At 58.2% G+C, this 22,251-nt stretch carries 18 protein-coding genes; 16 read left to right on the top strand and 2 right to left on the bottom strand.

Going from position 1 to position 22,251, the window contains the following annotated elements; translation table 11 throughout:
• Positions 1–36: 36 nt before the first annotated feature.
• Both I9H07_RS16975 and map read right to left on the bottom strand, forming a co-directional pair.
• Positions 37–2,733, bottom strand: a complete 2,697-nt coding sequence (locus I9H07_RS16975; RefSeq protein WP_024675638.1) for a [protein-PII] uridylyltransferase — start codon at positions 2,731–2,733, stop codon at positions 37–39.
• Positions 2,734–2,799: 66 nt separating this feature from the next.
• Positions 2,800–3,582, bottom strand: coding sequence for a type I methionyl aminopeptidase (gene map / locus I9H07_RS16970; protein WP_024675637.1), 783 nt, complete (start codon positions 3,580–3,582; stop codon positions 2,800–2,802).
• A gap of 337 nt (positions 3,583–3,919) precedes the next feature.
• On the opposite strand from map, the gene rpsB reads away from it, so the two are divergent.
• From rpsB to dnaE, 16 genes are all read left to right on the top strand, one after another.
• Positions 3,920–4,663 (top strand): 30S ribosomal protein S2, encoded by a 744-nt coding sequence (gene rpsB / locus I9H07_RS16965; protein ID WP_002554730.1) that lies wholly within the window; start codon positions 3,920–3,922, stop codon positions 4,661–4,663.
• A gap of 190 nt (positions 4,664–4,853) precedes the next feature.
• The gene (gene tsf / locus I9H07_RS16960) at positions 4,854–5,717 is read left to right on the top strand and encodes a translation elongation factor Ts (RefSeq protein ID WP_024675636.1); all 864 of its coding nucleotides are present in this window, start codon (positions 4,854–4,856) and stop codon (positions 5,715–5,717) included.
• 207 nt (positions 5,718–5,924) lie between these two features.
• Entirely contained in the window at positions 5,925–6,668 is a 744-nt protein-coding gene (pyrH, locus tag I9H07_RS16955) for a UMP kinase (RefSeq protein ID WP_007250148.1), read from the top strand.
• Entirely contained in the window at positions 6,665–7,222 is a 558-nt protein-coding gene (frr, locus tag I9H07_RS16950) for a ribosome recycling factor (protein ID WP_007250149.1), read from the top strand. Before pyrH ends, frr begins: the two co-directional genes overlap by 4 nt.
• A 16-nt stretch (positions 7,223–7,238) precedes the next feature.
• Entirely contained in the window at positions 7,239–7,994 is a 756-nt protein-coding gene (gene uppS / locus I9H07_RS16945; RefSeq protein WP_024675635.1) for a polyprenyl diphosphate synthase, read from the top strand.
• Complete coding sequence (locus I9H07_RS16940) at positions 7,994–8,809, top strand: phosphatidate cytidylyltransferase (protein WP_024675634.1); 816 nt, start codon at positions 7,994–7,996, stop codon at positions 8,807–8,809. The genes uppS and I9H07_RS16940 overlap by 1 nt, the downstream gene beginning before the upstream one ends.
• On the top strand, positions 8,806–9,996 hold the full coding sequence (gene ispC, locus I9H07_RS16935; RefSeq protein WP_236425434.1) for a 1-deoxy-D-xylulose-5-phosphate reductoisomerase: 1,191 nt from the start codon (positions 8,806–8,808) through the stop codon (positions 9,994–9,996). Before I9H07_RS16940 ends, ispC begins: the two co-directional genes overlap by 4 nt.
• 110 nt (positions 9,997–10,106) lie before the next feature.
• Positions 10,107–11,459, top strand: a complete 1,353-nt coding sequence (gene rseP / locus I9H07_RS16930) for a sigma E protease regulator RseP (protein ID WP_024675632.1) — start codon at positions 10,107–10,109, stop codon at positions 11,457–11,459.
• Between the two features lie 74 nt (positions 11,460–11,533).
• Positions 11,534–13,906: an outer membrane protein assembly factor BamA gene (gene bamA, locus I9H07_RS16925; RefSeq protein WP_024675631.1), complete on the top strand. Its 2,373-nt coding sequence runs from the start codon at positions 11,534–11,536 to the stop codon at positions 13,904–13,906.
• Between the two features lie 45 nt (positions 13,907–13,951).
• The gene (locus I9H07_RS16920) at positions 13,952–14,455 is read left to right on the top strand and encodes an OmpH family outer membrane protein (RefSeq protein WP_003314303.1); all 504 of its coding nucleotides are present in this window, start codon (positions 13,952–13,954) and stop codon (positions 14,453–14,455) included.
• Between the two features lie 2 nt (positions 14,456–14,457).
• Complete coding sequence (lpxD, locus tag I9H07_RS16915) at positions 14,458–15,513, top strand: UDP-3-O-(3-hydroxymyristoyl)glucosamine N-acyltransferase (protein WP_024675630.1); 1,056 nt, start codon at positions 14,458–14,460, stop codon at positions 15,511–15,513.
• A 109-nt stretch (positions 15,514–15,622) separates the two neighbouring features.
• Positions 15,623–16,063, top strand: a complete 441-nt coding sequence (fabZ, locus tag I9H07_RS16910; RefSeq protein WP_002554719.1) for a 3-hydroxyacyl-ACP dehydratase FabZ — start codon at positions 15,623–15,625, stop codon at positions 16,061–16,063.
• Positions 16,060–16,836 carry an acyl-ACP--UDP-N-acetylglucosamine O-acyltransferase gene (gene lpxA, locus I9H07_RS16905; RefSeq protein ID WP_024675629.1) on the top strand — a complete coding sequence of 259 codons (777 nt, stop codon included), beginning with the start codon at positions 16,060–16,062 and terminating at the stop codon, positions 16,834–16,836. The genes fabZ and lpxA overlap by 4 nt, the downstream gene beginning before the upstream one ends.
• Positions 16,837–16,838: 2 nt before the next feature.
• A complete protein-coding gene (lpxB, locus tag I9H07_RS16900) occupies positions 16,839–17,981 on the top strand; it encodes a lipid-A-disaccharide synthase (RefSeq protein ID WP_236425435.1) in 1,143 nt (380 codons plus the stop codon).
• Positions 17,982–17,992: 11 nt separating this feature from the next.
• Complete coding sequence (gene rnhB / locus I9H07_RS16895) at positions 17,993–18,646, top strand: ribonuclease HII (protein ID WP_236425436.1); 654 nt, start codon at positions 17,993–17,995, stop codon at positions 18,644–18,646.
• A 63-nt stretch (positions 18,647–18,709) separates the two neighbouring features.
• On the top strand, positions 18,710–22,231 hold the full coding sequence (gene dnaE / locus I9H07_RS16890; protein WP_024675626.1) for a DNA polymerase III subunit alpha: 3,522 nt from the start codon (positions 18,710–18,712) through the stop codon (positions 22,229–22,231).
• Positions 22,232–22,251: the final 20 nt, after the last annotated feature.

Raw genomic sequence — 22,251 nt, 5'->3', positions numbered from 1 at the left:
ATGAGCTTCGTTGAGCCGATTCGTGTGGTCGAGTGTTCATATGCTGATCCGCAGATCGCCGCCAGCGTCCGGATTGACGCTCAGTTGCTTGACGATTGCTTCCTGCAACTGGCTGCACAGTTGCGGATCGGACAGGGGCTGATTGTGGGCGTCGGTGATGAAGAAAACGTCTTCCACGCGTTCGCCCAGGGTCGCAATCTTGGCGTTCTGCAGGGACAGGTCGAACTCCAGGAAGATCTTGCCGACCCGGGCCAGCAGGCCGGGTCGGTCCGGGGCCAGCAGTTCCAGTACAGTCACCGGGCGCTGCGCATCGTTGTGAATGGTGACCTGCGGCGCAAACGCGAAGTGCTTGAGCTGGCGGGGCACGCGTCGCTTGATGATCGTCGGGTAATCATCCGGGTTGTGCAGGGCTTCAGTCAGGCCGTCGCGGATATCCTGAATGCGCTCCGGATTGTTGCCGATCGAGCCGCCTTCGTGATCCAGCACGATGTAGGTGTCGAGTGTGAACTGGCTGCTGGAGGTAATGATGCGCGCATCGTGAATGTTCAGGTTCAACTGGTCCATCGCCGCTACGGTCACCGCGAAGAAGTCGTGCTGATCCGGTGCGTAAATGAAGATCTGTGTGCCACCCTCGAATTCGCGCTGAGTGGTTTCCTTGATCAGCACCAGCGGGCCGCCATCGGCGGGTTGCTGCAGGATGGCGTCGCTGTGCCATGCCACGTCACCGGCGGTGTGGCGCAGGAAGTAATCGTCACCCAGTGCCGACCATAGCTGCTCGACATCATCGGGATCGGTGCCGTTGCGCACCAGGATATCCAGTGCTGCGATCTGCGTGCGGCGGATCTGCTCTTCACGGTCGACCGGGTTTTCCAGACCGCGACGCAGGGCGCGCTTGGTTTCGGTATACAGCTGGCGCAACAGGCTGGCGCGCCATGAATTCCACAGGGTCGGATTGGTCGCGTTGATGTCGGCGACGGTCAGCACATACAGATAATCCAGATGCACTTCGTCACCGACGAACTGGGCGAAATCATGAATGACCTGCGGGTCGGACAAGTCCTTGCGCTGTGCAGTGGTCGACATCACAAGGTGGTTGCTCACAAGCCAGACGATCAGCCGGGTGTCCCAGTCAGGCAGTTGATGGCGCTTGCCGAACGCTTGCGCGTCCACTGCGCCCAGCTCCGAATGATCGCCGCCACGACCCTTGCCGATGTCGTGGTAGAGCCCGGCCAGGTAGATAAGCTCTGCCTTGGGCAGGCGAGCCATGATCTTGCTGGCCAGTGGAAATTTCTCCGACACTTCGGTGTATTGCAGCTTGCGCAGGTGCTTGATCAGATTCAGCGTGTGCGCATCGACGGTATAGATGTGGAACAGGTCGTGCTGCATCTGCCCCACGATATGGCCGAACTCCGGCAGATAAAGGCCGAGAATGCCGTAGCGGTTCATGCGTCGCAGGTTGCGATGAATGCCCATCTCGCATTTGAACAGCTCGATGAACAGGCTGGTATTGCGGATATCGTTGCGGAAGTCGTCGTTGATCAGGTGCCGGTGCTCGCGCAACAGGCGAATGGTATCGGCGCGTACCCCCTTGATCTCCGGATGCTGGGCCATCAGCACAAAGATTTCGAGCATGGCGAACGGAGTGCGCTGGAACACGTGCGCATGGGTTGCTTCTATATAGCCGTCATGCAGCTGGAAGCGCGAATTGATCGGCTGCGGCGTACCACTGTCCTCGGAAAGAATCACTTCCTCGAAGTGCTGGATGATCAGGTCGCTCAGTTCGGCGATGCTCATGACCACGCGATAGTACTTCTGCATGAAGCGCTCGATGGCGAGCTTGGCGTCATTGTCTTCATAGCCCAGCAGGCTGGCGATGCTGCGCTGGTAGTCGAACAGCAGCCGGTCTTCGGAACGTCCGGCCAGCATGTGCAGCGCATAGCGCACTTTCCAGAGGAATTCCTGAGAGGAGGCGAGCAACGCGTTTTCACTGCCCAGCAGAAAACCTTCGCCTGCCAGGGCGTGCAGGTTCAGCGTGCCGTACTGGCGCCGTGCAACCCAGAGAATGGTCTGGATATCCCGCAGCCCGCCGGGGGAGCCTTTGACGTTGGGCTCCAGGTTGTATTCAGTGTCGTTGTACTTGTGATGGCGCTTTTTCTGCTCTGCGTGCTTGGCCAGGAAGAAATCCTTGCTCGGCCACATATGCCGCGTGCTGGTGACTTCCAGCATGCGTTGGCGCAGGTGTTCAGGCCCGGCGATGGTGCGGCTTTCCATCAGGTTGGTGATGACCGTCAGATCAGCCCGCCCTTCCTGGGCGCACTCATCGACAGAACGCACGCTTTGCCCGACCTCCAGGCCAATGTCCCACAGCAGCGTGAGAAAACCCTCGATAGGCTCGCGGAAGACCTCGTGGTCGTCGCTGTCCAGCAGGATAAGCAGATCGATGTCCGAATAGGGGTGCAGTTCGCCACGGCCATAACCGCCTACCGCCAGCAGCGCGATGTCAGCGTCCTCGCTCCAGTTGAACTGGTCCCAGGCCTTTTGCAGGATGTTGTCCACGAACCAGGCCCGATCCTCGATCAGCCGCCGAATGTCACGGCCCGCCCTGAAACGCTCATCTAGCACTTCTCTGGCGCGGCGGATGGCTTTCTTGAAAGCCGCGATGGGGCTGGCTTTCAAGGCCAGTTCAGCCTGGAACTGGCCGCGATCGAACAGGTCTGGGTCTACTTGCGGCATGGAGCTGCATTCCTCATGTCGGGCGGTGCGGGTGTTCAATCGGGTATTCAGCCATGCAGACTCGGGTCAGGGAGCCTTTTGTGCAATGGTGTCGTCGCTGCGTAAAGTGAAGATTTCGTAACCGTCGGCGGTCACCAGCAGCGTGTGTTCCCATTGCGCCGAAAGTTTGCGGTCCTTGGTGATGGCCGTCCAGCCATCGCCAAGAATCTTGGTTTCCGGGCGGCCCTGATTGATCATGGGCTCGATGGTGAAGGTCATGCCTTCCTTCAGCTGGATGCCGGTGCCTGCTTCGCCGAAGTGCATGATCTGCGGCTCTTCGTGAAACACCTTGCCAATGCCATGGCCGCAGAAGTCGCGCACCACAGAAAAGCCGTTCTTTTCCGCGTGTTTCTGGATGATGGCGCCGATGTCACCCAGGTGAGTCCCCGGCTTGACGATCTCGATGGCCTTGTACAGGCATTCCTGAGTCACTTTCGACAGACGTTCGGCCCACACCGGGACGGTGCCGACATGGAACATTCTGCTGGTGTCGCCGTGGTAGCCGTCCTTGATGACGGTAACGTCGATGTTCAGCGAATCGCCGTCCTTGAGCTTCTTGTCGCTCGGGATGCCGTGGCAGACCACCTGATTGATCGACGTACAGATCGACTTGGGGAAGCCCCGGTAATTCAGCGGAGCCGGAATCGCCTTCTGTTCGTTGACGATATAGTCATGGCAGATGCGATCGAGCTCTTCGGTGGTCACGCCGGGCTTGACGTAGGGGGCGATCATTTCCAGAACCTCGGCGGCCAGACGGCCGGCGATGCGCATCTTTTCGATGTCTTCCGGAGTTTTGAGGGTGATGGTCATACAGAATCTCTCGACGTGGCTGGCACGCGGCTGGTGCGCAAAGCCGCAATTCTATCAGACCGCCTGCGCCGGGTGATCATCGCTTCCTTCTATAGGCGTTCCTGCAGGCATTCGATGGCTCATGGCGGAGGCGACTAAATACAAAGTAAAACAAGAACTTGATGGGAGTTCCGTTCTCTTCCCTTTTGTGATATAAAATGCGCCGCTTTCCAAGGTCCGCCTTCGAAGCACAAACCCACACACGTGTCGACACGATGACCTGGGTGCCCTTGGCTTTATGCCACTGGTTGGTCATTGGGATACGTGGAGGCCTAACCCGACTTATCAAGGAACTATCATGTCCCAAGTCAATATGCGCGATATGCTGAAGGCCGGTGTGCACTTCGGTCACCAAACCCGTTACTGGAACCCGAAAATGGGTAAGTACATTTTCGGCGCGCGTAACAAGATCCACATCATCAACCTTGAAAAAACCCTGCCTATGTTCAACGAAGCTTTGACTTTCGTTGAGCGCCTGGCTTCGGGCAAAAACAAGATTCTGTTCGTCGGCACCAAGCGTTCCGCTGGCAAGATCGTTGCTGAAGAAGCAGCACGTTGCGGTTCGCCGTACGTCGACCATCGCTGGTTGGGCGGCATGCTGACCAACTTCAAGACCATCCGTCAGTCGATCAAACGTCTGCGCGAGCTGGAAGTACAGTCCGAAGACGGTACTTTCGCCAAGCTGACCAAGAAAGAAGCCCTGATGCGCACCCGTGATCTGGAAAAACTGGATCGCAGCCTGGGTGGTATCAAGGACATGGGCGGTCTGCCAGACGCACTGTTCGTTATCGACGTTGATCACGAGCGCATCGCGATCACCGAAGCCAACAAGCTGGGCATCCCGGTTATCGGCGTTGTCGATACCAACAGCAGCCCGGAAGGCGTTGACTACATCATCCCGGGCAACGATGACGCAATCCGCGCTATCCAGCTGTACATGGGTTCGATGGCTGACGCTGTTATCCGTGGTCGTAACAATGTTGCTGGCGGCACCGACGTCTTCGTCGAAGAAGCTCCAGCTGCAGCAGCTGTAGAAGGCTGAGTAAAAACGCCTGGCGTTTACTCAGTACGCGAAAAGGGGGCTTAGCCCCCTTTTTGCCACCTCGGAAATGATTTGTCGGCTTGCAGCCACGGCCTTGTTGTCATGTGTTGCTGCCACCCTGATTTTTCAAGAATTGCACGCCCGGGCAGCCGGGTGGAATGGTTGAAGACCTATCCAAGAGGATTTTGAAATGGCAGAGATTACTGCAGCGTTGGTCAAAGAACTGCGCGAGCGTACCGGCGAAGGCATGATGGATTGCAAAAAGGCCTTGACCAAGGCTGGCGGCGACATCGAAAAGGCAATCGACGACATGCGTGCTTCCGGCGCCATCAAGGCTGCCAAGAAAGCAGGCAACGTGGCTGCTGAAGGCGCCATCGCCATCAAGGACGACGGCAAGGCTGCTGTCATCATCGAAGTCAACTCGCAGACCGACTTCCTGGCCTTGCAGGACGACTTCAAGAACTTCGTCGCTGCCAGCGTCGAAAAAGCCTTTGCTGACAAAATGACCGACGTTGCTCCGCTGATCGAAGCTCAGGAAGCAGCACGTCTGGTACTGGTCGGCAAGGTTGGCGAAAACGTCAACATTCGTCGTCTGAAGCGCATCGAAGGTGACGTGGTAGGTACTTACCTGCACGGCAACAAGATCGGTGTGGTTGTGACCCTGAAAGGCGGCAACGTCGATCTGGCTAAAGACATCGCCATGCACGTAGCGGCGAGCAACCCTGAGTTCCTGTTCCCTTCGGAAGTTTCTGCCGAAGCGATCGAGCGCGAGAAGAATGTCTTCCTGCAATTGAACGAAGACAAGATCAAAGGCAAGCCGGCTGAAATCGTCGAGAAGATGGTTGGCGGTCGTATCACCAAGTTCCTGGCAGAAGCCAGCCTGGTCGAGCAGGCGTTCGTCAAGAACCCGGAAGTCAAGGTCGGTGAACTGGCCAAGAAAGCTGGCGCTGAAATCGTTTCTTTCACCTACTTCAAAGTAGGCGAAGGCATCGAGAAGCCGGTCGACAACTTCGCTGACGAAGTTGCCGCCCAGCTGGCTGCCGCCAAGCAGTAAGACGGTTTTTCAAACTGTCGCCCCAAAGAGGCTGCCCGCTCACGCGTGCGGCCTCTTTGTCGAAAGAGCAAAGGAATTTTTTCCTTGGAGATTGTGCCCGCAAGGCTGCATTCTCCCGACGCTCGCACAGCGTCGAGCTAAAGTAAGCGCAGGCTTGAAATAGCCAGCACAGATTTTTTTCAGAAAACGCCGCAGGAGAGATTCGCAATGGCTCAGCAGGGCAGTGGTTATCAGGCTCGCTATAAACGCATTCTACTCAAGCTTAGCGGCGAGGCCCTCATGGGCTCCGAAGAGTTCGGCATCGACCCCAAGGTTCTGGACCGCATGGCGCTGGAAGTCGGCCAACTGGTCGGTATCGGCGTCCAGGTCGGTCTGGTCATCGGTGGCGGCAACCTGTTTCGTGGTGCAGCCCTGAGCGCTGCCGGTATGGATCGGGTAACAGGCGACCACATGGGCATGCTGGCCACTGTGATGAACGCCCTGGCCATGCGCGATGCGCTCGAGCGCGCTAATATCACAGCGATCGTCATGTCCGCCATTTCGATGGTAGGCGTCACCGATCACTATGATCGTCGCAAGGCGATGCGCCATCTCAGCGCCAAGGAAGTAGTGATCTTCGCGGCGGGTACGGGTAATCCGTTCTTCACCACCGATTCGGCAGCGTGCCTGCGCGCTATCGAGATCGACGCCGACGTGGTGCTCAAGGCGACCAAGGTCGATGGTGTGTACACCGCAGATCCATTCAAGGACCCGAATGCCGAGAAGTTCGATCATCTGACTTACGATGAAGTGCTGGATCGCAAGCTGGGTGTGATGGATCTGACCGCTATCTGTCTGTGTCGCGATCACAAGATGCCGCTGCGCGTCTTCAACATGAACAAGCCGGGTGCCCTTCTGAATATCGTCCATGGTGGCGCTGAAGGAACCCTGATCGAGGAAGCCCAACAATGATCAATGAAATCAAGAAAGACGCTCAGGTTCGCATGCAGAAGAGCCTGGAATCGCTGGCCCACGCCTTCACCCGGATCCGTACCGGCAAGGCACACCCAAGCATCCTGGGTGGCGTCATGGTTCCTTACTACGGTGCCGATACGCCGTTGAGCCAGGTTGCCAACGTGACCGTCAAGGACTCGCGCACCCTGCAGGTCGTGGCGTTCGAGCGCAACATGCTGGCGGCCGTCGACAAGGCTATCCAGAGCTCCGGTCTGGGCTTCAACCCGACCAACCTCGGCGAGCTGCTGCTTATCTCGATGCCGGCGCTGACTGAAGAAACCCGCAAGGGCTTCACCAAGCAGGCTCGCGACGCTGCTGAAGATGCCCGCGTTGCTGTCCGCAACATTCGTCGTGATGCCCTGAGCCAGTTGAAAGACCTGGTCAAGGACAAGGAAATCAGCGAAGACGAAGAGCGTCGTGCGGCAGACGATGTCCAGAAGCTGACTGACAAGTTCGTGGCGGAAATCGAAGCTGCTGTGAAGCAGAAAGAAGCTGATCTGATGGCTGTATAAGGTTTCGGACGCTTTCATGGAAAAAATAAAACCGGCCGCACCTTCATCGGTGCCGCGTCACGTCGCGATTATCATGGATGGTAATAATCGCTGGGCGAAAAAGCGTCTGTTGCCAGGCGTTGCAGGCCACAAGGCGGGCGTCGACGCTGTGCGTGCCGTTATCGAGGTCTGTGCCGAAGCCAAGGTCGAAGTGTTGACGTTGTTCGCGTTCTCCAGTGAAAACTGGCAGCGCCCCGCCGAAGAGGTGGGAGCGCTGATGGAGCTGTTTTTCACGGCTTTGAGGCGTGAAACCAAGCGCTTGAACGAAAATGACATCAGTCTGCGCATCATTGGCGATCGTTCGCGTTTTCATCCCGAACTTCAGGCAGCGATGCGTGAGGCCGAGGTGCGCACGTCAGGCAATCGTCGCTTCGTGCTGCAGATTGCCGCCAATTACGGCGGCCAGTGGGACATTGCACAGGCCGCTCAACGACTGGCACGCGAAGTTCAGGCCGGGCATTTGCAGCCGGACGAGATCACGCCCGAGCTGCTGCAGGCCTGTCTGGCCACCGGTGATCTGCCGCTGCCGGACCTGTGCATTCGCACTGGTGGCGAGCACCGCATCAGCAATTTCCTGCTTTGGCAGCTCGCCTATGCCGAGCTGTACTTCTCCGACCTGTTCTGGCCGGACTTCAAACACGATGCCATGCGCGCTGCGCTGGCAGATTTCGCTTCTCGCCAACGTCGCTTCGGTAAAACCAGCGAACAGGTAGAAGCTGGAGCCCGGGCTTAATGTTGAAACAACGGATCATCACGGCACTCATCCTGTTGCCGATCGCCCTGTGCGGTTTCTTCCTGCTGACCGGCATGTATTTCGCCCTGTTTATCGGGGTGGTCGTCGTTCTGGGTGCCTGGGAATGGGCGCGACTGGCGGGCTTTGCCGCTCAGTCGATGCGCATCGGCTATGCAGCGGTGGTCGCTGTCCTGCTTTTTCTGATGTACCTGCTGCCGGGGCTTGAACCCTGGGTACTGGTCGCCGCGGTCATCTGGTGGGGTGTGGCGACGTTCCTGGTGCTCACTTATCCCGATTCCAGCAGTCACTGGGCGAGTGCCGTGTGCAAGCTGGTGATCGGTCTGCTGATTTTGCTGCCTGCCTGGCAGGGGCTGGTGCTGATCAAGCAGTGGCCGCTGGGCAACTGGCTGATTCTGTCGGTCATGGTGCTGGTGTGGGCGGCTGACATCGGTGCCTATTTTTCCGGCAAGGCATTCGGCAAGCGCAAGCTCGCACCCAAGGTAAGCCCGGGCAAAAGCTGGGAGGGCGTATACGGCGGTCTGGTGGTCAGTCTGGGTATTACGGCTGCGGTGGGTATTTCCCGTGACTGGTCCGTTATCCAGTTCATTGCCGCTCTGCTGGGTGCTGCGGTGATCGTATTCATCTCGGTGATCGGTGATCTGACCGAAAGCATGTTCAAGCGCCAGTCCGGGGTCAAGGACAGCAGTAATCTGCTGCCGGGTCACGGCGGTGTGCTGGACCGTATTGACAGCCTGACGGCGGCTATCCCGGTATTTGCAGTGCTGCTCTGGGCTGCTGACTGGGGTGTCATGTGAGTGGTCCGCAACAGATCACCATTCTGGGGGCCACCGGTTCCATCGGCCTGAGTACGCTGGATGTGGTCGCGCGCCATCCCGCTTTGTATCGGGTGTTCGCGCTGACCGGCTACAGTCGTCTGGATGAGCTGCTGGCCTTGTGCGTGCGGCACACGCCGCAATACGCCGTGGTGCCGGATCAGGTGGTAGCCCGTAAATTGCAGGACGACCTTGCCGCTGCCGGTCTGGATACTCGTGTACTGGTAGGGGAAAGCGGTCTGTGCGAGGTGGCGGCGCATCCTCGGGTCGATGCGGTAATGGCTGCCATCGTCGGGGCAGCCGGCTTGCGTCCGACCCTTGCTGCTGTGGAGGCAGGCAAGAAGGTGCTGCTGGCCAACAAGGAAGCGCTGGTCATGTCCGGCGCCTTGTTCATGCAGGCCGTACAGCGCAGCGGCGCGGTGCTGCTGCCTATCGACAGCGAACACAATGCGATCTTTCAGTGCCTGCCTGCCGATTTTTCGCGCGGCCTGGGCGCTGTGGGGGTCCGGCGTATCATGCTGACTGCTTCGGGCGGTCCGTTCCGTGAAACGGCGCTCGATCAGTTGCAGGATGTAACCCCCGAGCAGGCCTGTGCCCATCCGGTCTGGTCGATGGGGCGCAAGATTTCCGTGGACTCGGCCACGATGATGAACAAAGGGCTCGAGTTGATCGAAGCCTGCTGGTTGTTCGATGCCCGCCCTGATCAGATCGAGGTTGTGATCCACCCCCAGAGCGTGATCCACTCGCTGGTCGACTATGTTGATGGCTCGGTTCTGGCCCAGTTGGGTAATCCCGACATGCGTACACCAATCGCCAATGCACTGGCCTGGCCTGCGCGTGTAGACTCCGGCGTAGCGCCGCTGGACCTGTTCAAGATCGGGCAACTGGATTTCCAGCAGCCAGACGAAGGGCGTTTTCCGTGCCTGCGGCTGGCCAGGCAGGCGGCAGAAGCAGGGGGCAGCGCGCCCGCCATGCTCAATGCAGCCAATGAAGTGGCTGTTGCGGCATTTCTTGAGCGGCGTATTCGCTACCTGGAAATCGCCGGTATCATCGAGGACGTCCTGAATCAGGAGCCCGTGATCGCTGTCGAAGCGCTTGATACGGTTTTTGCAGTGGATGCGAAAGCGCGTTTGCGGGCAGGGCAGTGGCTTGAAAGAAGCGGCCGGTAGTGATACGCCAAGGAATGAACGAAAGGGATGCTGTGGTGCGTCAATGGCAGGCCTCGGAGGCTTGTAATGATTAACACGCTGACCGACCAGTCGGTACCTGGAGAAAACGGATGAGCGCTCTATACATGATTCTCGGCACCCTGATTGCTCTGGGTGTGTTGGTGACCTTCCACGAATTCGGCCACTTTTGGGTGGCTCGGCGTTGTGGCGTCAAGGTACTGCGTTTTTCGGTGGGCTTCGGTATGCCGCTGGTCCGCTGGCACGACCGTCAGGGCACCGAGTACGTGATTGCCGCGATTCCGCTGGGCGGCTACGTGAAGATGCTTGATGAGCGTGAGGGTAATGTTCCGCCCGAACTGGCTGATCAGTCCTTCAACCGCAAGACCGTGGGGCAGCGCATCGCCATCGTGATTGCCGGCCCGACTGCCAACTTCCTGCTGGCCATCGCCTTTTTCTGGGTATTGGCGATGATGGGCAGCGAACAGGTTCGCCCGGTTATCGGTAATGTCGAGTCCGGAAGTATCGCTCAGCAGGCCGGTTTGACGTCCGGGCAGGAAATCGTTGCAGTTGATGGTGAGCCGACCTCCGGCTGGGCTGCTGTCAACCTGCAGCTGGTTCGTCGACTGGGAGAGAGCGGTACCATCGCGTTCAAAGTCCGGGATCAGGGCTCGACCGTCGATACCTCCCGCGAGCTGGTGCTGAATGACTGGCTCAGAGGCGCCGAGGAGCCTGATCCGATCAAATCGCTCGGTATCCGCCCGTGGCGCCCGGCCTTGTTGCCAGTGCTGGCAGAGATCGATCCGAAAGGCCCGGCTCAGAGTGCCGGCCTCAAGACAGGTGATCGTCTGATTTCGATGGACGGTCAGCCGCTCAATGAATGGCAGCAGGTTGTCGACCGGGTGCGCGAGCGGCCAGAAGCCAAAGTGTCGCTGCGCATCGAGCGTGACGGCGTGCAAATGGACGTGCCGGTGACCCTCGCGGCCAAGGGTGAGGGCAAGGCCGCCGCAGGTTATCTGGGGGCCGGGGTAAAAGCTGTCGATTGGCCACCGGAAATGCTGCGAGAGGTCAGTTACGGTCCTTTCGCCGCCATGGCCGAGGGTGTAAAGCGCACCTGGAGCATGAGCGTGCTGACTTTGGACTCGCTCAAGAAAATGTTGTTCGGCGAGCTCTCGGTAAAAAACTTGAGTGGACCGATAACCATTGCTAAAGTGGCGGGCGCTTCGGCCCAGTCGGGCATTGGAGATTTTTTGAACTTCCTCGCTTATCTGAGCATAAGCCTCGGGGTTCTGAATCTGCTGCCCATTCCCGTCCTTGACGGTGGGCATTTGCTGTTTTATCTGATCGAGTGGGCGCGTGGTCGTCCCCTTTCGGAAAGGGTACAAGGTTGGGGTGCACAGATCGGTATCAGTCTGGTGGTGGGCGTCATGTTGCTCGCACTGGTCAACGATCTGGGCCGATTGTAAAGCGTTGCCGAGTTGCGAATCTGCCGCATTTTGCGGCAGTTTGTTTATTGCCAGTTGGAATAAGAAAGGACTTCATGAAACGTCTGCTGCTAACTGCGGTTCTTTCCGCACTGATGATCGCTGAAGTTCACGCCGAGTCCTTCACCATCTCCGATATCCGTGTCAACGGCCTGCAGCGGGTTTCCGCCGGCAGTGTCTTTGGTGCGTTGCCGCTGAACGTAGGCGAGCAGGCGGATGACGGTCGTCTGGTCGATGCTACCCGTTCGTTGTTCAAAACCGGTTTCTTTCAAGACATCCAGCTGGGTCGTGACGGCAATGTGCTGGTCATCAACGTCGTTGAGCGCCCGTCGGTTGCCAGCATCGAAATCGAGGGCAACAAGGCCATCTCGACTGAAGACCTGATGAAAGGCCTGAAACAGTCCGGTCTTGCCGAGGGTGAAATTTTCCAGCGTGCGACCCTTGAAGGTGTGCGTAACGAGCTGCAACGCCAATACGTTGCCCAAGGCCGTTACTCCGCTACGGTTGACGCCGAGGTCGTACCTCAGCCGCGTAACCGCGTGGGTCTGAAGATCGATATCAATGAAGGCACCGTTGCCTCCATTCAGCACATCAACGTGGTCGGCAACACGGTTTTCTCCGACGAAGACCTGACCGATCTGTTCGAACTCAAGACCAGCAACTGGCTCTCGTTCTTCAAGAACGACGACAAGTATGCTCGCGAGAAGCTGTCCGGCGACCTTGAGCGTCTGCGTTCGTACTACCTCGATCGCGGCTATATCAATATGGATATCGCCTCGACCCAGGTCTCGATCACGCCTGACAAGAAGAACGTCTACATCACGGTCAACGTCAACGAAGGCGAGAAGTACAGCGTCAAGTCGGTCAAGCTCAGCGGCGACCTGAAAGTACCTGAAGATCAGGTCAAATCCCTGTTGCTGGTCCAGCCAGGGCAGGTGTTCTCGCGCAAGGTCATGACCACGACGTCCGAGCTGATTACCCGTCGTCTGGGTAACGAAGGCTATACCTTCGCCAACGTCAACGGTGTGCCGACGCCGAACAACGAAGATCACACGGTCGACATCACGTTTGTTGTCGATCCGGGCAAGCGTGCCTACGTCAATCGCATCAACTACCGCGGCAACACCAAGTCGGAAGACGAAGTGCTGCGTCGCGAAATGCGTCAGATGGAAGGCGGCTGGGCTTCTACCTACCTGATCGACCAGTCGAAAACCCGTCTTGATCGCCTGGGCTTCTTCAAGGAAGTCAACGTCGAAACGCCGCCTGTTCCGGGCACCGACGATCAGGTTGACGTGAACTACGCCGTTGAAGAACAGGCTTCCGGTTCTATCACCGCTAGCGTCGGCTTCGCACAGAGTGCCGGCCTGATCCTGGGTGGTTCGATCAGCCAGAACAACTTCCTGGGTACGGGTAACAAGGTCAGCATCGGTCTGACCCGCAGTGAATACCAGAGCCGTTACAACTTCAGCTATGTCGATCCGTACTACACGCCGGACGGTGTCAGCCTGGGTTACAGCGCGTTCTACCGCACCACCAACTACGATGACCTCGACGTTGATGTGGCAAGCTACGCAGTAGACAGCCTGGGTGCCGGTATCAACCTCGGCTACCCGATCAGCGAAACCTCGCGCCTGACCTACGGCCTGACCGTGCAGCAGGATGAGATCAAGACTGGCAAATACACCGTTGACGAAATTTTTGACTTCGTTAACCGCGAAGGTGACAAGTATCTGAACTTCAAGGGTTCTGTCGGCTGGTCTGAATCGACCCTGAACAAAGGCGTGCTGGCGACCCGTGGTCACTCGCAAAGTCTGGTGTTCGAATCCACCTTGCCGGGCAGCGACCTGTCGTTCTTCAAGCTGGATTACCGTGCTCAGTACTTCCATCCGATCACCGACAATTACACCCTGCGTCTGCACACCGAACTGGGTTATGGCGATGGCTATGGTTCAACCTCGGGTCTGCCGTTCTACGAGAACTACTATGCCGGTGGCTTCAACTCGGTTCGTGGCTTCAAGGACAGCACGCTTGGTCCGCGTAGTACTCCAAGCACAGGCAAAAATGGAACAGCTAGGGATCCGGATCAAGACCCACTTCCATTCGGCGGCAACGCTCTGGTACAGGGTGGCGTAGAAGTCATGTTCCCGCTGCCATTCGTCAAGGACCAGCGTTCCCTGCGTACCTCTGTTTTCTGGGACGTCGGTAACGTATTTGATACCAAGTGCGACTCCACCAAGACCTCAGGCAATGGCAAGAAAGTCGAATGCAACGACATCGACCTTTCCGGTATGGCCAGCTCTGTAGGTATCGGCGTCACCTGGATCACTGCGCTCGGCCCTCTCAGCTTCGCCTTGGCGATGCCGATCAAGAAGCCGGACGACGAAGCAGAAACTCAGGTCTTCCAATTCTCCCTGGGTCAGACTTTCTAAGCGTCTGATCTTTGATAACGCAACGAATTTTGTAGGAGTTGTATTGTGCGTAAGTTGACTCAACTGGTAATGCTGGCCACCGTATTGGTCGCCAGCCCTGCATTTGCTGACATGAAGATTGCGGTACTGAACTATCAGATGGCCCTGCTGGAATCAGACGCCGCCAAGCGTTACGCAGTAGATGCCGAGAAGAAATTCGGGCCGCAACTGACCAAGCTGAAAAGCCTGGAAAGCAGCGCCAAGGGTATTCAGGATCGCCTGGTAAGCGGTGGCGACAAGATGGCTCAGCCTGAGCGCGAGCGTCTGGAGCTTGAGTTCAAGCAAAAGGCCCGCGACTTCCAGTTCCAGTCCAAGGAACTGAACGAAGCCAAGGCAGTTGCCGACCGTGAAATGCTCAAGCAACTCAAGCCGAAGCTGGATCAGGCTGTTGAAGAAGTCATCAAGAAGGGTGGTTTCGATCTGGTCTTCGAGCGCGGTGCAGTGATTGACGTCAAGCCTCAGTATGACGTGACTCGCCAGGTCATCGAGCGCATGAACCAGCTGAAGTAATCATGAGCATAACCATCAAGCTCGGCCAGCTGGCCGAGTTCCTTGGTGCCACTTTACGTGGCGACAAGGATATCGAAATCACCGGGCTGGCGACTTTGCAAGACGCCGGCCCTGGCCAAGTCAGTTTCCTGGCAAATCCCAAGTATCGTAAATTACTGGTCGATACCCAGGCCGCTGCCGTGCTGCTCAAGCCTGCAGACGCCGACGGTTACACCGGTAATGCGCTGGTGGTTCCTGATACTTATCTGGCCTACGCGCGCATTTCGCATTTTTTCGACCCCAAACCTAAAAGTAGCGCAGGCGTTCATCCGACTGCTGTGATTGCCGCAGATGCACTGATTGATCCTGCTGCCAGCATTGGCGCTTTTGCGGTGATCGAGAGCGGTGTGCGTATTGCAGCAGGTGTCACCATCGGTGCTCACTGCTTCATCGGCGCTCGCTGCGAGATCGGTGAGGGCGGCTGGCTGGCCCCTCGGGTAACGCTTTATCACGATGTGCGCATTGGCAAGCGCGTGGTCATTCAGTCGGGTGCCGTACTGGGTGGCGAAGGCTTTGGCTTTGCCAAGGATAACGGTATCTACCAAAAGGTTGCACAGATCGGTGGCGTCACCCTCGGTGATGACGTTGAGGTTGGCGTCAATACGGCAATCGATCGGGGTGCGCTGGCTGATACGCGAATTGGCAATGGCGTCAAACTGGACAACCAGATTCAGATTGCCCATAACGTGCAGGTCGGCGATCACACGGCGATGGCTGCGTGTGTCGGTATCTCTGGAAGCACCAGAATCGGCAAGCATTGCATGCTGGCGGGTGGTGTCGGTCTGGTGGGGCATATCGATATTTGCGATGGTGTTTACATCACGGGTATGACCATGGTCACGCATTCCATCACCGAGCCGGGTTCCTACTCCTCGGGTACGGCTATGCAGCCAGCGGACGAATGGCGCAAGAGTGCAGCTCGTCTGCGCAAGATCGACGATATGGCGCGACGTCTGCAAAAGCTCGAAAAGGTTGTAGAGACGGTGACCTCCTCGGGTAATCGCTCATCTGATGGCTGATACCTTTTTAATATCAAGCGTGCTCAGTCGATAAACTGCCTCCTTGATGTAGAGGGGTGCTGCGCAGTCGCGACGCACTCCTAATCTTTACTACAGGCTTCCCCTCGAAATGATGGACATCAAAGAAATTCGCGAATACCTGCCTCATCGTTACCCGTTCCTGCTGGTGGATCGTGTGACCGAGCTGGATATCGAGAACAAGAACATTCGCGCCTACAAGAATGTCAGCGTCAATGAGCCTTTTTTCAACGGTCACTTCCCTGAGCATCCCATCATGCCGGGCGTGCTGATCATCGAAGCGATGGCACAGGCTGCCGGTATCCTCGCATTCAAGATGCTCGACTCCAAGCCGTCGGACGGCACGCTCTATTATTTCGTCGGTTCGGACAAACTGCGTTTCCGTCAGCCGGTTCTGCCGGGCGACCAGCTGGTTCTCGAGGCGAAGTTCCTGAGCAGCAAGCGTCAGATCTGGAAGTTCGAATGCAAGGCGACCGTTGATGGCAAGGCTGTATGCTCCGCCGAAATCATTTGTGCGGAACGTAAACTATGAGTTTGATTGACTCTCGCGCAATCATCGATCCGACGGCCGTTCTGGCCGACAACGTTGAGGTCGGCCCTTGGTCGATCATCGGAGCCGGTGTGGAAATTGGCGAGGGTACAGTCATCGGTCCGCACGTTGTCCTCAAGGGGCCAACGAAGATCGGCAAGCATAACCGCATCTACCAGTTTTCATCGGTGGGCGAAGACACGCCTGATCTCAAGTACAAGGGCGAAGAGACCCGCCTGGTGATCGGTGATCACAATGTGATTCGCGAAGGCGTGACCATCCATCGTGGCACCATTCAGGATCGCGCTGAAACCACCCTGGGTGATCACAATCTGATCATGGCTTATGCGCATATCGGTCATGACAGTGTGATCGGCAATCACGTGATTCTGGTCAATAACACCGCGTTGGCCGGCCATGTTCATGTTGATGACTGGGCGATTCTGTCCGGTTTCACCCTTGTGCATCAGTTCTGCCATATCGGCGCCCACAGCTTTTCCGGAATGGGCACTGCCATCGGCAAGGACGTTCCTGCGTTTGTCACAGTGTTCGGTAACCCGGCCGAGGCGCGCAGCATGAATTTCGAAGGCATGCGTCGTCGCGGCTTCTCCGAGGAAGCCATTCATGCGCTGCGTAGAGCTTACAAAACCGTCTATCGGCAAGGGCTGACCATTGCCCAGGCGCTGACCGAGCTGGCCGAACCTGCGGCACAGTTTCCTGAAGTCGCAGTGTTCCTCGAGTCCATCCAGACATCGACTCGCGGCATCATTCGTTAATCATGACCAGCCCATTACGCATTGCGCTGGTCGCTGGCGAGGCCTCCGGCGATATTCTCGGCTCCGGTCTGATGCGCGCCATCAGAGTACGCCACCCCGATGTTCAGTTCATCGGCGTGGGTGGACCGCTGATGGAAGCGGAAGGCATGCAGTCGTATTTTCCGATGGAACGTCTGTCGGTAATGGGGCTGGTTGAAGTGCTGGGGCGTCTGCGTGAGCTGTTGGCCAGACGCAAATTGCTGGTCCAGACGCTGATCAACGAGAAACCGGACGTATTCATCGGTATTGATGCGCCTGACTTCACGCTCAATATCGAGCTGCAATTGCGCCGCGCCGGCATCAAGACCGTCCACTACGTCAGCCCGTCAGTCTGGGCCTGGCGCCAGAAGCGTGTCTTGAATATTCGCGAAGGCTGCGACCTGATGCTGACCCTGCTGCCGTTCGAAGCGCGTTTCTACGAAGAGAAGGGCGTGCCGGTGCGGTTTGTCGGTCATCCGCTGGCCGATACCATTCCCCTCGAATCCGATCAGGCCGCTGCGCGCGCTCAACTGGGCTTTGCCGCGCAGGGCCCGGTTGTTGCGCTGATGCCGGGCAGCCGTGGCGGTGAAGTCGGTCGTCTTGGCGGCCTGTTCTTTGATACTGCCGAGCGTTTGCTGGCCGAGCGACCCACCGTGCGGTTCGTGTTGCCCTGTGCCAACCCGCAACGGCGTGTCCAGGTCGAAGCGCTGTTGCAGGGCCGCAACTTGCCCGTCACGTTGCTGGACGGTCAGTCGCACATCGCACTGGCCGCCTGTGATGCAGTGCTTATTGCCTCCGGCACTGCCACGCTGGAAGCGCTGCTTTACAAGCGGCCGATGGTCGTCGCCTATCGGATGGCACCGCTGACGTTCTGGATACTTAAACGGCTGGTCAAAAGCCCTTACGTGTCGCTGCCCAATCTCCTTGCTCAGCGGTTGCTGGTACCTGAGTTGCTTCAGGATGATGCCACCGCTGAGACGCTGGCCCGGACGCTGTTGCCGTTGATCGACGACGGCCATGCACAGACCGCAGGCTTTGACGAGATTCATCGGGTGCTGCGGCGTGACGCCTCCAATCAGGCGGCTGATGCGGTACTGGGCCTGCTTGGCCAGTCGCCCACACTGTGAGTTCGCCTATCATGCAGACAGGTCTGGATTTCACCTTGGTCGAAGATCTGGTCGCGGGTGTTGATGAAGTCGGGCGCGGCCCGCTGTGCGGTGCCGTGGTCACGGCTGCGGTCATTCTTGACCCGGCCAGACCCATCCTCGGGCTGAACGACTCGAAAAAGCTGACCCAGGCCAAACGGGAAAAGCTGTTTGTCGAGATTCAGGAAAAAGCCCTGTGTTGGTTCATCGCCCGGGCCGATGTCGAAGAAATCGATCAACTGAACATTTTGCACGCCACGATGCTGGCCATGAAACGTGCAGTCGAAGGCCTGGTGATCACGCCAAGACTGGCGCTGATCGACGGTAATCGCTGCCCGCAATTGTCCGTACCTTCTGCGCCGGTGGTGCAGGGCGATGCCAAAGTACCGGCCATCGCTGCGGCATCGATTCTGGCCAAGGTGAGCCGCGACCGGGAAATGGCCGCGTTTGATCTGGTCTATCCGGGTTATGGCATCGGCGGGCACAAGGGTTATCCTACGCCGGTGCATCTGGAAGCGCTGGCCCGACTGGGCCCTACGCCCATTCATCGGCGTTCTTTCGCACCTGTGCGTGCTGCCCATGAAGCACGTGCCGGGATGATTCTCGGCGCAACGCTGTCGTCGTCGATCGGTTTGCTTCAGGACTGACGTTTCTGCCGGAGGCCGTTACAATCCCGCCCTTCGTTTGTATTTTCGCGTTATAGGATCACCATGCCGGCTTCTTTCGTTCATCTACGCCTGCACACCGAATATTCGCTGGTTGACGGTCTGGTCCGGGTCAAGCCGTTGATCAAGGCGCTGACCGGCATGAACATGCCCGCCGTGGCGGTGACCGATCAGAACAACATGTGTTCGCTGGTCAAGTTCTACAAGGCAGCGCAGGGCTCGGGTATCAAGCCGATCTGTGGTGTCGATCTGTGGCTGGCGGGCAGGGACGAAGATGCCGCGCTCAGCCGCATCAGCCTGCTGGCGATGAACGCTCAGGGCTATCGCAATCTGACCGAGCTGATCTCGCGCGGCTTCATCGAAGGCCAGCGCAACGGTCAGATCGTCATCCAGCGCCAGTGGGTTGCGCAGGCCAGCGAAGGCGTGATTGCGCTGTCTGCGGCCAAGGAAGGCGAGATCGGCATGGCGCTGCTCGGCGGCAACCCCGGTGAGGCAGACGAATTGTTGCGCGAGTGGCTGGAAGTCTTTCCTGACCGCTTTTATATCGAAGTACAGCGCACCAATCGCACCAACGACGAAGAGCATTTGCACGCCGCCGTGGCGCTTGCCCAGCGCCACGGTGCGCCACTGGTGGCGACCAACGATGTGCGGTTTATCAAGCAGGTCGACTTCGAGGCCCACGAAACCCGTGTGTGCATCGGCGAAGGCCGCGCGCTGGACGACCCGCGTCGCTCGCATAACTACAGCGATCAGCAATACCTGAAAAGCCCGGAAGAAATGGCCGAGTTGTTCAGCGACCTGCCGGAAGCCCTGGAAAACACCGTCGAGATTGCCAAGCGCTGCAACATCGACGTCAAGCTGGGCACTCACTTCCTGCCCAACTTCCCGATTCCCGATGGTATGACCATCGACGAGTATTTCCGCAAGGTCTCGTTCGACGGCCTCGAAGAGCGTCTTTCGGTTCTGTTGCCGAAAGACACAACCGAGGATTACGAGGCCAAGCGTCAGGTCTACGTCGACCGGCTGAATTTCGAGCTGGATATCATTATTCAGATGGGCTTCCCCGGCTACTTCCTGATCGTGATGGACTTCATCCAGTGGGCCAAGAGCAACGGTGTGCCGGTAGGCCCGGGCCGTGGTTCGGGTGCCGGTTCGCTGGTGGCCTATGTGCAGAAGATCACCGACCTTGATCCGCTGGAATACGACCTGCTGTTCGAACGCTTCCTGAACCCCGAGCGGGTCTCCATGCCCGACTTCGACGTCGACTTCTGCATGGACGGACGCGATCGGGTCATCGAGTATGTGGCCGAGAAATACGGGCGTAATGCGGTCAGCCAGATCATTACCTTTGGTTCCATGGCTGCCAAGGCTGTGGTTCGCGACGTGGCGCGGGTGCAGGGCAAGTCCTACGGGCTGGCGGATCGTCTGTCGAAGATGATCCCGTTCGAAGTCGGCATGACCCTCGAAAAGGCCTACGAGCAGGAAGAAATCCTCCGTGATTTCCTCAAGGTCGACGAGGAAGCTGCCGAAATCTGGGAGATGGCGCTCAAGCTGGAAGGCATTGTGCGTAACGTCGGCAAGCACGCCGGTGGTGTGGTCATCGCCCCGACCAAGCTGACGGACTTCTCGCCGATCTATTGCGACGAGGCCGGTGATGGTCTGGTGACCCAGTTCGACAAGGATGATGTCGAGGCGGCGGGGCTGGTGAAGTTCGACTTCCTCGGCCTGCGTACCCTGACCATCATCGACTGGGCGCTCAAGACCATCAACCGTGAGCGTGCCAAGGTCGACGAAGAACCGCTGGACATCGCGTTCATTCCGCTCGACGACATGCCGACCTATCAGCTGTTGCAGCGGGCCGAAACCACGGCGGTGTTCCAGCTTGAGTCACGCGGCATGAAAGAGCTGATCAAGAAGCTCAAGCCCGACTGCCTGGAAGACTTGATCGCACTGGTGGCGCTGTTCCGTCCCGGCCCTCTGCAATCGGGCATGGTCGACGACTTCATCAACCGCAAACACGGGCGCGCCGAGCTGTCCTACCCGCACGTCGATTACCAGTACGAAGGCCTCAAGCCGGTGCTGGCGCCAACCTACGGCATCATCCTGTATCAGGAACAGGTGATGCAGATCGCCCAGGTCATGGCCGGTTACACCCTCGGCGGTGCGGACATGCTGCGTCGGGCGATGGGCAAGAAGAAGCCCGAGGAAATGGCCAAGCAGCGCGGCGGTTTCATCGACGGTTGCAAGACCAACAACATCGACCCCGACCTTGCCGGTAACATTTTCGACCTGGTGGAGAAATTCGCCGGTTACGGCTTCAACAAGTCTCACTCGGCGGCCTATGGGCTGGTTTCATACCAGACCGCCTGGCTGAAGACGCACTATCCGGCGCCGTTCATGGCTGCCGTGCTGTCGGCGGACATGCACAACACCGACAAGGTCGTGACCTTGATCGAAGAAGTGCGCACCATGAAACTGCGCCTCGACGCGCCGGACGTGAACATATCCGAGTTCAAGTTCACGGTCAGCGACGACGGCCGCATCCTTTACGGTCTTGGTGCGATCAAGGGCGTGGGCGAGGGGCCGGTCGAGGCCATCACCGACGCGCGCCAGAGCGGGCCGTTCAAGGACCTGTTCGATTTTTGTGCCCGGGTCGACCTCAAACGGGTCAACAAGCGAACCCTGGACGGTCTGATTCGCAGCGGCGCGCTGGATCGTCTCGGTCCGTACTTCGAGCTGGAACCCAAGGCCTATCAGGCCAATATCGACCGCAACCGTTCGGTATTGCTTGCGGCGCTGGAAGAGGCCATTCAGGCTGCCGAGCAGACGGCACGCAGTCGCGACAGTGGTCACTCGGACCTGTTTGGCGGCCTGTTCGTCGAAGCGGATGCCGACGTTTATGCCAATCATCGCAAGACCCGTGAGCTGAGCCTCAAGGATCGTCTGCGTGGCGAGAAGGAAACCCTGGGGCTGTACCTGACCGGGCACCCGATTGACGAGTACGAAGGCGAAATCCGCCGCTTTGCCCGGCAGCGGATCATCGACCTCAAGCCGGCCAGAGACACGCAGACGGTGGCCGGGCTGATCATCGCCCTGCGCGTGATGAAGAACAAGAAGGGCGACAAGATGGGGTTCATTACCCTGGACGACCGCTCGGCACGTATCGAAGCATCATTGTTTGCCGAGGCGTTTCATTCGGCCCAGTCGTTGCTGCAGACCGATGCTATGGTTGTGGTTGAAGGTGAAGTGAGCAACGATGACTTCTCCGGTGGGCTGCGACTGCGCGCCAAACGTGTCATGAGTATCGAGGATGCACGTACCAACCTGGCCGAAAGCCTGCGCGTGACGGTGCATGCCGACGCACTCAAGGGTGACCGGCTGCGCTGGCTGGGCGATCTGTGCAAGCGCCATCGCGGTGCCTGCCCGATCACGGTGGACTACACGGGGCAGGACGCCAGAGCATTGCTGCAATTGGGAGAAGCCTGGCGTATTGATCCTGCAGACAGCTTGATTCAAGCTCTGCGTGACCAGTTCGGGCGTGAGAACGTCTTTCTCCAGTATCGTTGAATGCCGCAGGCCCGACCTGC

This window comes from Pseudomonas syringae (assembly GCF_023278085.1).
In the GTDB taxonomy this organism is placed as follows: domain Bacteria; phylum Pseudomonadota; class Gammaproteobacteria; order Pseudomonadales; family Pseudomonadaceae; genus Aquipseudomonas; species Aquipseudomonas syringae_Q.
Note: the sequence above shows the minus strand (reverse complement) of the source record. Positions and strands in the feature narration are given on the sequence as shown.

Coding starts and splice junctions, on each gene's coding strand:
- I9H07_RS16975 (WP_024675638.1), bottom strand. CDS start 2,733: ATGCCGCAAGTAGACCCAGACCTGTTCGATCGCGGCCAGTTCCAGGCT.
- map (WP_024675637.1), bottom strand. CDS start 3,582: ATGACCATCACCCTCAAAACTCCGGAAGACATCGAAAAGATGCGCATC.
- rpsB (WP_002554730.1), top strand. CDS start 3,920: ATGTCCCAAGTCAATATGCGCGATATGCTGAAGGCCGGTGTGCACTTC.
- tsf (WP_024675636.1), top strand. CDS start 4,854: ATGGCAGAGATTACTGCAGCGTTGGTCAAAGAACTGCGCGAGCGTACC.
- pyrH (WP_007250148.1), top strand. CDS start 5,925: ATGGCTCAGCAGGGCAGTGGTTATCAGGCTCGCTATAAACGCATTCTA.
- frr (WP_007250149.1), top strand. CDS start 6,665: ATGATCAATGAAATCAAGAAAGACGCTCAGGTTCGCATGCAGAAGAGC.
- uppS (WP_024675635.1), top strand. CDS start 7,239: ATGGAAAAAATAAAACCGGCCGCACCTTCATCGGTGCCGCGTCACGTC.
- I9H07_RS16940 (WP_024675634.1), top strand. CDS start 7,994: ATGTTGAAACAACGGATCATCACGGCACTCATCCTGTTGCCGATCGCC.
- rseP (WP_024675632.1), top strand. CDS start 10,107: ATGAGCGCTCTATACATGATTCTCGGCACCCTGATTGCTCTGGGTGTG.
- bamA (WP_024675631.1), top strand. CDS start 11,534: ATGAAACGTCTGCTGCTAACTGCGGTTCTTTCCGCACTGATGATCGCT.
- lpxD (WP_024675630.1), top strand. CDS start 14,458: ATGAGCATAACCATCAAGCTCGGCCAGCTGGCCGAGTTCCTTGGTGCC.
- fabZ (WP_002554719.1), top strand. CDS start 15,623: ATGATGGACATCAAAGAAATTCGCGAATACCTGCCTCATCGTTACCCG.
- lpxA (WP_024675629.1), top strand. CDS start 16,060: ATGAGTTTGATTGACTCTCGCGCAATCATCGATCCGACGGCCGTTCTG.
- lpxB (WP_236425435.1), top strand. CDS start 16,839: ATGACCAGCCCATTACGCATTGCGCTGGTCGCTGGCGAGGCCTCCGGC.
- rnhB (WP_236425436.1), top strand. CDS start 17,993: ATGCAGACAGGTCTGGATTTCACCTTGGTCGAAGATCTGGTCGCGGGT.
- dnaE (WP_024675626.1), top strand. CDS start 18,710: ATGCCGGCTTCTTTCGTTCATCTACGCCTGCACACCGAATATTCGCTG.